The organism is Novosphingobium sp. GW835-FHT14H07, assembly GCF_058793515.1.
In genome coordinates, this window is sequence record NZ_JBXAFX010000014.1 from 15,356 (window position 1) to 28,445 (window position 13,090).

Consider the following 13,090-nt stretch of genomic DNA (forward strand, 5'->3'; position numbering starts at 1 on the left):
GCAGCAAGGCTTAGAACCCCGAAATGGCATCACGCGCCGACAACATCGCCAGCAACCTCAGTCTGGCCAACTTCTCCAAGGCAACCGAGCTCAAGAAGCGCATCTGGTTCACGGTGGGCGCGCTCATCGTCTTCCGGTTCCTCAGCTTCGTGCCGCTGCCCGGCGTGAATCCGCTGATCCTGGAGACGCTTTACGACCAGACGCGCGGCGGCGTTCTCGACATCTTCAACGCTTTTTCGGGCGGTTCGCTCGAGCGCATGAGCCTGATCGCGCTCGGCGTGATGCCCTACATCACCGCGTCGATCGTGGTGCAGCTTGCCGCCTCGCTCCATCCGGCGCTCGCCGCGATGAAGAAGGAAGGCGAAAGCGGGCGCAAGAAGCTCAACCAGTACACCCGCTATGGCGCGGTGCTGCTGACCGCCATCCAGGGCTGGGTGCTCGCCTCCGGGCTTGAAGCATACGGCGCGTCGAGCGGGCTGCAGGCTGTCGTGAACCCGGGCATGCTGTTCCGGGTCGGTGCCGTCATCTCGCTGATCGGTGGGACGATGTTCCTGCTGTGGCTTGGCGAGCAGATCACCTCGCGCGGAATCGGCAACGGTGTTTCTCTGATCATCATGGCCGGTATCGTCGCGCAGTTGCCCAAGTTCTTCGGCAATCTGTTCGAAGGCGGGCGTACCGGCTCGATCTCGCCGTTCCTTATCGTCGGCATCGTGATCATGCTGATCGCGCTGGTACTCGGCATCTGCTTCTTCGAGCGCGCGACCCGGCGCCTGCTGATCCAGTACCCCAAACGCGCCACGCAGCGCGGCATGATGAACGCCGACCGCAGCCACCTGCCGCTGAAGCTCAACACTGCTGGCGTCATTCCGCCGATCTTTGCCAGCTCGCTGCTGCTGCTGCCTCTGACGATCACGCAGTTTGCCGGCAACTCGATCTCGCCCGACACCACGATGGGCCAGGCGATCGTGACGCTGAACCAGTACCTCGGCCACGGCAAGCCGCTCTACATGCTGCTCTATGCGCTGGGGATCATCTTCTTCGCGTTTTTCTACACGGCCGTGGTCTTCAATCCCGAGGAGACAGCCGAGAACCTCAAGAAGAACGGCGGGTTCATTCCTGGTATCCGTCCTGGCAAGAACACCCAGAACTACTTGGACTATGTGCTAACTCGCATCACCGTGCTGGGTGCGGCATATATCACCGTGGTCTGCGTCGTGCCGGAATTCATCATGGCGGAGACGGGCATGGGAACGCTGTTCTTCGGCGGCACCAGCCTGCTGATCGTGGTCAACGTCACGGTCGACACCATCACGCAGATCCAGTCGCACCTGCTGGCCCACCAGTATGGCGATCTGATCAAGAAGGCGAAACTGAAGGGCAGGCTGCGCTGACAGCAGCAGCCGCATGAGGGGGACGGTACCTTGAACATCATCCTTTTGGGGCCTCCGGGCGCGGGCAAGGGCACCCAGGCCCAGCGTCTGGTCGAACGCCACGGCATGAAGCAGCTCTCCACGGGCGATATGCTGCGCGCGGCCGTGAAGGCGCAGACGCCGGTCGGTCTCAAGGCCAAGGCTGTGATGGAAGCGGGCGAGCTGGTCTCTGACGAGATCGTATCAGCGCTGATCGGTGACGAGCTCGATGCCATGCCCGAGGGGCAGGGCGCGATCTTCGACGGTTACCCTCGCACGGCGCCCCAGGCCGAATCGCTGGGTGAACTGCTTGCTTCGCGCGGCAAGAAGCTGGACCACGTGATCGAACTCGACGTCAACGAGGATGCACTGGTCGAGCGCATCACCGGCCGTTACACCTGCGCAACCTGCGGCAAGGGCTATCACGACACCTTTGAGAAGCCTGCAGTCTCAGGCACCTGCGACAAGTGCGGAGGGCATGAATTCAAGCGCCGCCCTGACGACAACGAGGAAACCGTGCGCACGCGCATGGCCGAGTATCGGGCCAAGACCGCGCCGATCCTGCCGATCTATGAAGCGCAGGGTATCGTCGCCCGCGTTGACGGCATGGCGGACATGGACGACGTGACGGCAGCCATTGAGGCTATCCTCGGCAAGCGCTAACACTCGAGCGTGACCCGCCCGTCCCGGAGCGGGCGGAGGCGCGTGATGGGCAAGCTGTGGTATATCCTGACGGCGGGGCTTGGTGGCCTCGCCGTTGTTGCATCGGTGCCTGCCCGGGCTGAAGTCACGGCACGGACCGATTCCGGTTTCGTTATTCGCGTCACCGGGGAAGTCGCCGCCAGCCCGGCAGAGGCATGGAAGGCCTTTACGACGCCGTCGCTGTGGTGGAACCCGCAGCACACGTTTTCCGGCGAGGCGGCCAATCTTTCCCTGGATGCGAGTGCAAACGGCTGCTTCTGCGAGAAGCTGCCCGTTCCGAAGGGCGCTCCGGCTACGCAGAAGCCGGGTTCTGTCATGCACATGCGCGTGATTTACGCCGAACCTTACCGTGCCCTCAGGCTGGTGGGCGGGCTTGGCCCGCTGCAGTCCGAGGCGGTGAACGGGACCATGACGGTAACATTCAAGCCAGTGGAGGGCAGCGGTGGAAAGTCGACCCGCGTTCTCTGGGAATATGTTGTCGGCGGCTTCATGCGCTACAAGACCGACACCATTTCGGGGGCCGTCGACAAGGTCCTGGGCGAGCAGATCAGCGGTTTGACCAAACTTATCGGACCAGCGAGTCCGGTTGACACCAAGCTGCTTTCGACGGAGCCGCTGGCCCCGGAAGCCTCGGTTGCCGGAACCAGGCCGGGTGCGAACGACAGTGCCACAGACGTGGCACCACCACCAGAAGAAGATGCACCGACCTACACCCCCGATCCGACAAGGGATGACGCAGCGGCCGGTGAGTCGGTGAAGTCGGCGCTCGACCAGCTTTTCAAGAAGAAGGACGATCGCTTGCCGCCTGGGCGGTGAGGGCAAGCATCGCCGCTTTCCCACGGCGCAAAAGGCGTTAATCTGAATGCCAACAACAGCGCGACTCGGAACCTCTCCGAGTTGGGCGAATAACGGGCCGCACCCGCCGCTACCGGCATGCATATCGTGAGCCGACAGAGGCTCCGACTTGGGGGAGAGTACCGTGGCCGTATCCGATCATGTTGACCTGCCGACCTTCATGGAGGGCGTGAAGAAGCGCAATCCGTATCAGCCGGAATTCGTCCAGGCGGTTCAGGAGGTTGCTGAAGACATCTTCGAGTTCATGCAGGACAAGGAGGAGTATCACTCGCAGCAGATCCTGCGTCGCATTGCCGAGCCGGATCGCGTGGTCTCGTTCCGCGTTTGCTGGGAGGACGACAACGGCAACATTCGCGTGCAACGCGGTTGGCGCGTGCAGAACAACAATGCGATCGGTCCCTACAAGGGCGGCATCCGCTTCCATCCTTCCGTCACCGAATCCGTGCTGAAGTTCCTTGCATTCGAGCAGACCTTCAAGAACGCGCTGACCGGCCTGCCGATGGGGGGTGGCAAGGGTGGATCGAACTTCAATCCCAAGGGCAAGAGCGTGCGGGAGATCATGCGCTTCTGCCAGAGCTTCATGACCGAACTCTACCGCCACATTGGTGCCGACATTGACGTTCCCGCAGGCGACATCGGCGTAGGCGGGCGCGAGATCGGCTTCATGTTCGGCCAGTACAAGCGCATCACCAACAACTTCACAGGCGTGCTGACCGGCAAGGGCCTCGAATGGGGCGGTTCCCTGATCCGCACCGAGGCGACCGGTTATGGCGCGGTCTACTTCCTGGCCAACATGCTGGCGACGAAGGGAGAAGACCTCACGGGCAAGACAGCGGTGATCTCCGGCTCCGGCAACGTGGCAACCCATGCCGCCGAGAAGATCGTGCAACTGGGCGGCAAGGTCCTGACACTGTCGGATTCGGGGGGCTACATCCACGACCCCGACGGTATCGATCAGGAAAAGATCGACTGGGTGAAGACGCACAAGACCCACCGTCGCGGCCGGATCGAGGAATATGTCACGGCGTTCCCGAAGGCGACATTCGTGGCCGGCCAGACGCCATGGGGCGTGCCTTGCGACGTCGCGCTGCCCTGCGCGACCCAGAACGAACTGCTCGGCGATGATGCGCGCATGTTGATCGCCAACGGCTGCAAGGCGGTGGCCGAGGGTGCCAACATGCCGACCGATCTTGACGGTGTGCATGTCTTCAAGGCAGCCAAGATCCTTTACGCGCCAGGCAAGGCCTCCAACGCTGGCGGCGTGGCCGTCTCCGGCCTCGAAATGAGCCAGAACTCCGAACGCCGCTCGTGGAAGGAGGAAGAACTCCAGCAGATGCTCAAGGACATCATGTCGGGCATCCACAAGTCGTGCCTCGCCTATGGCGATCAGGGCGGCGGCTATATCGACTACGTCAAGGGAGCGAATATCGCCGGCTTCAAGAAGGTGGCGGATGCGATGCTGGCCTTCGGCGTCGTCTGATCCGCAAGGCGAGGCTGGAGAACCGGGGGTGCCGAACGGGGCACCCTCGGGTCAGACGGTCGGTTGCTCAAGTTATCTTGGAGGCGCTGTCGAGCAATGACCGGACCGGAGAGATCTCCTGCAGAGAGTAACCTGCAGGGCCCTGACTGACGATCCGCAGATTTGGACGCAGCTTGGAGCGCAGGCCGGAAATCAGGACTTGCAGCGACTTCGTGCTGATCGGTCGATGCGTCGAACGGCCACTGATGGCAAGCTGGCTGCTCCGCACAGGTGACCCGCGCGCGGCCACGAGCATGGACAGGACACGCGCCTCGCGGCCGAGCAGTGGCTCTCGGGTGAAGTGCTGAAGATGCAGGTCCCTGACTTCCTCGACGACCTTCGACTGCTGGCTCTGGGCGATGCGGCCCAGCACGGCTCGCACCCGCGCTGCAGCCTCGGCGACCGGCATTTCACGATCGAAGACATCGTCGAAACCGGCATTGAGCAACTGCGCTTTCACGCTTGGCCGTACTTCGCGCATGATGACTATCTTGGCCTTCATTTTCAGCAAGGGGCGATAGATGCGCATGAGCTTGCGGATCCGGACAGGGTCGCTGCCAATGACGAAAAGCGTGTTATAGTATTCCCGACTGTCATCGATATGGCCGATGTAATCGTCGGTAATGCGGTGGAGCTGAACCCGGCCCGAGATCGCACGAGCGAGCGCGGTTTCGGGCGCTGGATCGCCATTCCCGAAGTATAGCGTACGTGCACTGACGACTTCCTGGCGCGGGCCTTTCGGCTTCGCGCCCGGGGGCGGGCTACCTGGTCTGCCCCCGCCGCCGCCACCGGCCGCAGACTGCGGCTTACGGGATTGAGACATTTGGCAGTAACTTTCGATATACGGTCCGGATTAACTTTATAGATATTCTGCATTCTTGCAATGACGCCGGCCGGCTCTGCGATCTGTGAAAGGCAGGGCGCCGCGATTCGATCACAAGCAACGCTTCACGGAAGCGCGTCCAATTTGGCGGGAAACCCATCCGCGTCGTGGATAACGCCGTTTGCGCACCATCCTGCCGGCCGCGCATACTGCGAGAAAAGCGAGATAAGCTAAGGATTTGCGCCAAGGCGTTGCCAAATCGGCGCGAATATATCGTTCCCCTCTTGTTCCACGGGAACACAACGAGTACATAACCCTTGTTGACGGCTCGTGTCAGCCAACTCTAGCAAGGGAAACGAAGCCATGGCGGCTCAGCTCAAGCTCATCGAGGAAGGTAAGATCAAGGACATGGATCGTCAGAAGGCGCTCGACGCAGCCCTTGCACAGATTGACCGTGCGTTCGGCAAGGGTTCGGCAATGAAGCTGGGCTCGAAGGAAGCGATGCAGGTGGAGGCGATCTCCACCGGGTCGCTGGGGCTTGATATCGCACTCGGTGTCGGCGGTCTGCCGCGCGGACGCGTGATCGAAGTCTATGGGCCGGAAAGCTCGGGCAAGACCACGCTCGCGCTGCACGTCATCGCCCAGGCCCAGAAGACCGGTGGCACGGCGGCATTCATCGATGCCGAGCATGCGCTCGACCCGGTCTATGCCAAGAAGCTGGGTGTCGATATCGACAACCTGATCGTGTCGCAGCCGGATACTGGCGAACAGGCGCTGGAAATCACCGACACGCTGGTGCGCTCCAACGCGATCGACGTGCTGGTGGTGGACTCCGTGGCCGCGCTCGTGCCGCGTGCGGAAATCGAAGGCGAGATGGGCGACAGCCACGTCGGCCTGCAGGCCCGCCTGATGAGCCAGTCGTTGCGCAAGCTGACCGGTTCGATCAGCCGTTCGCGCTGCATGGTGATCTTCATCAACCAGCTGCGCATGAAGATCGGCGTGATGTACGGCAACCCCGAGACGACGACGGGCGGCAACGCGCTCAAGTTCTACGCCTCGGTCCGCCTCGACATCCGCCGCACCGGCCAGATCAAGGATCGTGACGAGATCGTCGGCAACGCCACGCGCGTGAAGGTGGTCAAGAACAAGGTGGCTCCGCCGTTCAAGCAGGTTGAATTCGACATCATGTATGGCGAAGGCATCTCGAAGATCGGCGAAATCCTCGACCTCGGCGTCAAGGCCGGGCTGGTCGAGAAGTCGGGTGCCTGGTTCAGCTATGACTCGATCCGCATCGGGCAGGGGCGCGAGAACGCCAAGAACTTCCTGCGCGAGAATTCCGAACTTTGCGACCGGTTGGAAGCCGCGATCCGCGGCCGCACCGACAAGGTTGCCGAAGGTCTGATGGTCGGTCCGGACGCGGACGACGACGTCTGATCTTCAAGGCGGCGGGCAGCCTCCATCCCCGGTGCAAGCCGGGCCCGCCAGCCAGACAAAGAGCCCGCGCGTTCCCCGGCAGGATCGCGCGGGCTTTTTGTTTGCGCGCCGGCGGTTGCGGGTTAACCTTCCACTTAAACCGCACGGAGAATCGCCATGGGCATCATCGTTCACCATCTCAACAACAGCCGTTCGCAACGGGTCCTCTGGTTGCTGGAGGAGCTTGGCGTCGATTACGAGATTAGGCACTATCAGCGCGATGCGGTGACCAACCTTGCCCCGCCCGAACTGAAGGCCGTGCACCCGCTGGGCAAATCGCCCCTGCTGGAGATCGATGGCCGGGTCATCGAGGAATCGGGCGCGATCGTGCAGGTCCTGTGCGAACGCTATGGCAAGGGCACATGGCTCCCGGCGGAAGGTTCGGACGACGCCCTGCGGCACCTTGAACTGATGCATTTTGCCGAAGGCTCTGCCATGACCCCCGTCCTCCTGCAGCTTTATACCTCGCGCCTTGGAGAGGCTGCCGCGCCGCTGAAGCCGCGCATCGACGAACAGCTGGCAGCCCATTTTGGCTACATGGAGCAGATCCTGCGCCCGTCCGGCCACTTCATCGGCGACGATTGGACCGGGGCGGATGTGATGATGAGCTTCCCGGCAGAGATCGCGGTGATGCAAGGAGCGGGTGCGCATTTCCCCAAGCTTGCGGCATTCGTCGCGGCCATCCACGCGCGGCCCGCGTGGCAGCGCGCGCGCGAAAAGGGCGGCGACTATTTCGGCATGTAAGGCATGACCAACGTGAGTGACTGGCAGGGGACGGTCGGACGGAGCTGGGCCAGCGAATGGCGGCGCACCGATGTCAGCTTTTCCGACCTGACACCCAAACTTCTGGCGGCCATCGCTCAAGAGCCGGGCGCGGCTGTTGCAGATATCGGTTGCGGAGCGGGGGAGCTGTCGATCGCCATTGCCGAGGCAAGGCCGCAAGCGCAGGTGACCGGCGTGGATATCTCTGCCGATCTGGTCGATGCGGCCCGCTCCCGCGCCATTCAGCCAAACCTGACGTTCGAGCTGGCCGATGCCTCGCAGTGGCAACCCGCGTCACGGCCGGACCTGTATGTATCGCGCCACGGCGTGATGTTCTTCTCCGATCCGCAAGCAGCCTTCGCCCATCTGGCCGCGCAGGCGATGCCAGGAGCGCGCATGGTCTTCTCGTGCTTTCGCAAGGCTGCCGAGAACGACTGGGCGGCGGCCATCGCGGCGCTACTGCCGAAAGGTGATTCTCCGCCAGCTTCGCCAACTGCGCCGGGCCCCTTCGCATTCGCCCTGCCGGAGCACGTGCGACGCTGCATGGCAGGATGGCGGGCGGTGGAGTTCGCGCCGGTGGATTTCCGGTACATCGCCGGCACCGGGCCAGATGCCGTGGGCGAAGCGATGGCGCTGTTCCGCCGCATCGGACCTGCTGCGGCGGCCTTGCGGACTTTGCCCGAGGCCGAGCGCGCAGCGGTCGAGATGCGGCTCGCCGAGCTTGTGGAGGCCCATCATCGGGACGGCGTGGTGGCATTCAATGCTGCGGCGTGGCTGGTAAGCGCCACGTCCGATCACAATGATGGATGAAACGTGCTTGTAGCGCGCCGAACGCTCGCCTAATCGGCCTTTCATGACTTCGACGAACGAAATCCGCCGCTCCTTCCTCGAATACTTCGGCTCGCACGGGCACGATGTGGTGCAGTCTGCGCCGCTGGTGCCCTACAACGACCCGACGCTGATGTTCACGAACGCCGGGATGGTGCCGTTCAAGAACGTTTTCACCGGGCTCGAGACACGCGCGACCCCACGCGCCACCTCGTCGCAGAAGTGCGTGCGCGCGGGCGGCAAGCACAACGATCTCGACAACGTCGGCTACACTGCGCGGCATCACACCTTCTTCGAGATGCTCGGCAATTTCTCGTTCGGCGACTACTTCAAGGAGCAGGCGATCACCCATGCGTGGACGCTGCTGACGCGCGAATGGGGCCTGCCCAAGGACAAGCTGCTCGCCACCGTCTACCATACCGACGACGAGGCGTTCGAGCTGTGGAAGAAGATCGCAGGCCTGCCTGCGGATCGCATCATCCGCATCGCCACCAAGGACAACTTCTGGGCGATGGGCGACGATGGCCCGTGCGGTCCCTGCTCCGAAATCTTCTTCGATCATGGCGATCACATCTGGGGCGGCCCTCCGGGATCGCCGGAAGAGGATGGCGACCGCTTCATCGAGATCTGGAACCTCGTGTTCATGCAGTTCGAGCAGACCGCGGGTGAAATCACCGGCAGCCTGCCCAAGCCGAGCATCGATACCGGCATGGGCCTCGAGCGCATTGCCGCCGTTCTGCAGGGCGAACACGACAACTACGACACCGACACATTCAAGGCGCTGATCGCGGCCTCCGAAAGCCTGACCTCGGTCAAGGCCGAGGGCGAGCAGCGCGCGAGCCATCGCGTGATTGCCGACCATCTGCGCTCGACCAGCTTCCTGTTGGCCGATGGCGTGCTGCCTTCGAACGAGGGCCGCGGCTATGTGCTGCGCCGTATCATGCGCCGCGCCATGCGCCACGCGCACCTGCTGGGCGCCAAGGACCCGCTGATGCACCGCCTGGTGCCGGCACTGGTCGCCGAGATGGGCGCTGCCTATCCTGAGTTGGGCCGTGCGCAGCCGCTGATCGAGGAAACCCTGCTGCGCGAGGAAGTGCAGTTCCGCCGCACGCTTTCGAACGGCATCAAGCTGCTCGACGAAGCGACCGCTGCGCTGGGCGAGGGCGATGCGCTGCCGGGCGGGACCGCATTCAAGCTCTATGACACTTACGGTTTCCCGTACGACCTGACCGAAGACGCCTTGCGCGCCCGTGGCATTGCGGTTGACCGCGAGGGCTTCGATGCTGCCATGGCGCAGCAGAAGGCGGCGGCGCGCGCGGCGTGGAAGGGCTCTGGCCAGGCTGCGGACAGCGAAGTGTGGTTCGACATTGCCGAGCGTGTCGGCGCGACCGAGTTCACCGGCTACACCGCCACCACCGGCGAGGCGCAGGTCGTGGCGCTGGTCAAGGACGGCAAGGAAGTCGAGAGTGCTGCGGCGGGCGACGACGTTACCGTGATCGTCAATCAGACGCCGTTCTACGGCGAAAGCGGTGGCCAGACCGGTGACGCAGGGATGATCACCGGCGCCGATGGTCTCAAGCTGGCAGTGAGCGACACCGCCAAGCCGCTGGGCCGCCTGCACGCGCACAACGCGAAGGTCGAGGCCGGCGCGATCAAGGTCGGTGACGTGGTGAAACTCGACATCGATGTCGAACGTCGCGATGCAATCCGCGCCAACCACTCGGCCACGCACCTCCTGCATGCGGCACTGCGCAATCGCCTTGGCGGGCACGTGACGCAGAAGGGCTCGCTGGTCGCCGCCGATCGCCTGCGTTTCGACTTCTCGCAGCCGACTGCACTGACGCCTGAGGACATTGCCGCGATCGAAGCGGAAGTGAACGCCGAGATTCGTGCCAACGAACCAGTGACGACGCGACTGATGAGCCCCGATGATGCGATCGAGGCGGGGGCGATGGCACTGTTCGGTGAAAAGTATGGCGAGGAAGTGCGCGTGCTTTCGATGGGCCGTGCGACGGAGAAGCACTATTCGGTCGAACTGTGCGGCGGCACGCACGTTCGGGCGCTGGGCGATATCGGCGTGTTCCGCATCGTCAGCGAAAGCGCAGTCTCGTCGGGCGTGCGCCGCATCGAGGCCCTGACCGGCGAGGGCGCGCGGCAGTGGTTCGTGGCCCGCGAAGAGGCATTGAAGCACACCGCGTCGATCCTGCGCACGACGCCGGAAGACGTGGAAGCTCGCGTGTCCGCGCTGATGGAAGAGCGCAAGAAGCTAGAGCGCGAACTGGCCGAGGCGAAGAAGGCGCTGGCGCTGGGCGGCGGTGCAGCCAAGGCGGAGAACGCGGACGAGGAAGTGGGCGGCGTGAAGTTCTCGGGCCAGGTGCTCGACGGGCTGGACCCCAAGGAACTGCGCGGACTGCTCGATCAGGCAAAGCAGCGTCTGGGTTCGGGCGTTGCGGTGATCGTCGCGGTGAACGAAGGCAAGGCTTCGATCGCGGCGGCGGTGACGGAGGATCTCGTCGGAAAGGTCAGCGCGGTCGATATGGTGCGCGCAGGCGTGGAAGCACTTGGCGGCAAGGGCGGTGGTGGCCGTCCGGACATGGCCCAAGGCGGCGGTCCGGACGGAGCAAAGGCTGCCGAGGCGATTGCTGCGGCTAAGGCTGTTCTTTCGAATTGACCGTTATTGCCTGCGCCCGCTGGCGCCGCGCGTTTCGGGTTCGGAGCCGCGGGCCAGATCCTTTTCGCGCATCGTGGCGTCGGTCTGCTGCGGCCCCTTGATCGGGCCCTTGTTCGGCTGATCGTCCTGCGTTGCCGGGTTCAGGTCGGGCTTGTTGCTGCGGTGGGTCATGTTTCTCTCCTTGCCATGAAAACACAGGGCAAGGAGATCGGTTGCGGGCTGTCAGGCAGAGCGTTCCCGGAGCGAGGCAGACTTGAGCTTGGGAAGCGAATTGAGCTCGCCTTCCTCCTTGATCTTCTGGCGCAGTTCGTCGCGCTTTTCGTGGATCGAGGCGATGACCGGGCCCATCGGGAAGCCGAGATCGACGAGCACAGCTTCGGACAACTGTAGCGAACTCTCGAGCGTCTCGGGCACGGCATGGCTGGCGCCGGCCTTGTAAAGCGCGGCGGCGTGCGTCGCGTCGCGCGCGCGGACGATGATCGGGAGGTCAGGATGTGCGCTCCGCAGGCGCTTGACCATGCGCAGGATGAGGACGGGTTCGTCCATCGTCAGGATCATCGCCTTGGCATCATCGAGGCCGAGCCGGGCGATTGCCGCTTCGCTGTCGACGTTGCCGAACAGGACTGGCAGGCCATCCTTGCGCGCGTTCCTGACGATGCCGGGGTCCGAATCGATGCCGAGCCAGGCGGCCTTGTGGACCGTCAGCATCTCGGCGATGAGCCTGCCGACGCGGCCGAAGCCCATGACGACGACGCGCTCGCCTTCGGGCTCCTCGACGAACGTATTCTGTCCGACGTCCGCAGTCCCGCGCGCGACCCGCTGCCCCCATGTCTCACCGAGTTTGGCCAGGAGCGGCGTAATCGTCAGGCCGATGGCGGTGACGATCTGCCAGAATTGGGCAGTTTCCCGGTCGATGAGGGTTGCCTCGGCGGCCGTGGTCAGCACGATCAGGGTAGTTTCCGATGGGCTGGCCATCAGGATGCCGGCTTCGAGTGCGGTAGCGCGCTCCTTGCCCATGGCGCGTAGGGCGAACATCGTGACAAGCGCCTTGAGCACCACCACACCGACGACGGCGAGGGTGAGCGGCCCGATCTGTGCCCAGACGACGCGCAAATCTATGCCCATGCCGATGGTGATGAGGAAAACGCCCAGCGCGAGGCCCTTGAACGGCTTGGTAATCGCTTCGACCTCGGTGTGATACTCGGTCTCGGCGATGAGCAGGCCCGCCAGCAGCGCGCCCATGATCGGCGAGAGGCCGACGAGAGACGTCGACAGCGCTGCGGCGATCACAACCAGCATCGTGGCAGCAAGGAACAACTCGGGGCTCTTCGTCTGTGCAGCCTGGGCGAAAAGGCGCGGTAGCAGCAGGCGTCCGCCGACCAGCAGGACGGCAATGACGATGCCGCCATAAAGCAGCGTTTCGCCAAGGGTTGGGCCATCCGAATGCGCGGCGACCGGGCCCATTGCACCAAGGATGAAGATGATCGGCACGAGCGCGATATCCTCGAACAGTAGCATCGACAGCGCCGCGCGACCGACCGGGCCGTGGGTGCCGGCGATGGGCAGGACCAACGCGGTCGAGGAAAGCGCAAGTGCAAGGCCGAGGCCGAAAGCGCCGCTGATCTGCAAACCGGTGGCCAGAAGTGCCGCCGACAGGAGGAAGGCCGAAATGCCAAGCTCCATCGCGCCAAGGCCGAAGACCAGTCGGCGCATGTCCCACAGGCGATTGAAGGACAGCTCCAGGCCGATCTCGAACAACAGGAGGATGATGCCGAACTCCGCGAAAGGCGTGATCGCGGCCGGATCGGAAATGGTGAAGTGGTACAGCCAGGGGTACTGCGGCACGAGCGCGCCGAGGCCGAACGGGCCGACCACCAGTCCGACGAGGATGAAGCCGATGATCGGGGTGATGCGGAAGCGGGCAAAGGCCGGGATGACGATGCCTGCGGCACCGAGGATTACGAGAGCGTCGGAAAGTGCGGTCGTCGGTTCGAGATTGCCTGCCATTGGCGAAGGTTAGGGGAGGGGGGCAATGGTGTCACCCGTTT

The 13,090-nt window shown here is 63.6% G+C and carries 11 protein-coding genes; 8 read left to right on the forward strand and 3 right to left on the reverse strand.

Translation table 11 applies throughout. The annotated features are described in order from the left end of the window. Window positions 1–23 precede the first annotated feature (23 nt). From secY to gdhA, 4 genes are all read left to right on the forward strand, one after another. Window positions 24–1,391 carry a preprotein translocase subunit SecY gene (gene secY, locus AC1Q5P_RS13675; RefSeq protein WP_492476752.1) on the forward strand — a complete coding sequence of 456 codons (1,368 nt, stop codon included), beginning with the start codon at window positions 24–26 and terminating at the stop codon, window positions 1,389–1,391. A gap of 30 nt (window positions 1,392–1,421) precedes the next feature. After that, on the forward strand, window positions 1,422–2,072 hold the full coding sequence (locus AC1Q5P_RS13680) for an adenylate kinase (RefSeq protein ID WP_039334332.1): 651 nt from the start codon (window positions 1,422–1,424) through the stop codon (window positions 2,070–2,072). 9 nt (window positions 2,073–2,081) lie between these two features. After that, complete coding sequence (locus AC1Q5P_RS13685; protein ID WP_492519216.1) at window positions 2,082–2,927, forward strand: SRPBCC family protein; 846 nt, start codon at window positions 2,082–2,084, stop codon at window positions 2,925–2,927. A 163-nt stretch (window positions 2,928–3,090) separates the two neighbouring features. Continuing rightward, window positions 3,091–4,446: an NADP-specific glutamate dehydrogenase gene (gene gdhA / locus AC1Q5P_RS13690; protein ID WP_492519217.1), complete on the forward strand. Its 1,356-nt coding sequence runs from the start codon at window positions 3,091–3,093 to the stop codon at window positions 4,444–4,446. 67 nt (window positions 4,447–4,513) lie between these two features. On the opposite strand, the gene AC1Q5P_RS13695 is transcribed toward gdhA, so the two are convergent. Continuing rightward, window positions 4,514–5,308 (reverse strand): helix-turn-helix domain-containing protein, encoded by a 795-nt coding sequence (locus tag AC1Q5P_RS13695; RefSeq protein WP_062343942.1) that lies wholly within the window; start codon window positions 5,306–5,308, stop codon window positions 4,514–4,516. Between the two features lie 363 nt (window positions 5,309–5,671). On the opposite strand from AC1Q5P_RS13695, the gene recA reads away from it, so the two are divergent. The 4 genes from recA (at window position 5,672) to alaS (ending at window position 11,042) form a co-directional block, all read left to right on the forward strand. Next, window positions 5,672–6,742: a recombinase RecA gene (gene recA, locus AC1Q5P_RS13700; RefSeq protein WP_039334323.1), complete on the forward strand. Its 1,071-nt coding sequence runs from the start codon at window positions 5,672–5,674 to the stop codon at window positions 6,740–6,742. Between the two features lie 156 nt (window positions 6,743–6,898). Next, window positions 6,899–7,525 (forward strand): glutathione S-transferase family protein, encoded by a 627-nt coding sequence (locus AC1Q5P_RS13705; RefSeq protein WP_492519218.1) that lies wholly within the window; start codon window positions 6,899–6,901, stop codon window positions 7,523–7,525. A 3-nt stretch (window positions 7,526–7,528) separates the two neighbouring features. Continuing rightward, complete coding sequence (locus tag AC1Q5P_RS13710; protein WP_492519219.1) at window positions 7,529–8,353, forward strand: class I SAM-dependent methyltransferase; 825 nt, start codon at window positions 7,529–7,531, stop codon at window positions 8,351–8,353. Between the two features lie 43 nt (window positions 8,354–8,396). Then, window positions 8,397–11,042, forward strand: coding sequence for an alanine--tRNA ligase (gene alaS, locus AC1Q5P_RS13715; RefSeq protein WP_492519220.1), 2,646 nt, complete (start codon window positions 8,397–8,399; stop codon window positions 11,040–11,042). 3 nt (window positions 11,043–11,045) lie between these two features. On the opposite strand, the gene AC1Q5P_RS13720 is transcribed toward alaS, so the two are convergent. Continuing rightward, window positions 11,046–11,213 carry a hypothetical protein gene (locus AC1Q5P_RS13720; protein ID WP_156135766.1) on the reverse strand — a complete coding sequence of 56 codons (168 nt, stop codon included), beginning with the start codon at window positions 11,211–11,213 and terminating at the stop codon, window positions 11,046–11,048. A 51-nt stretch (window positions 11,214–11,264) separates the two neighbouring features. Beyond that, a complete protein-coding gene (locus AC1Q5P_RS13725; protein ID WP_039334317.1) occupies window positions 11,265–13,049 on the reverse strand; it encodes a cation:proton antiporter domain-containing protein in 1,785 nt (594 codons plus the stop codon). Window positions 13,050–13,090 lie beyond the last annotated feature (41 nt).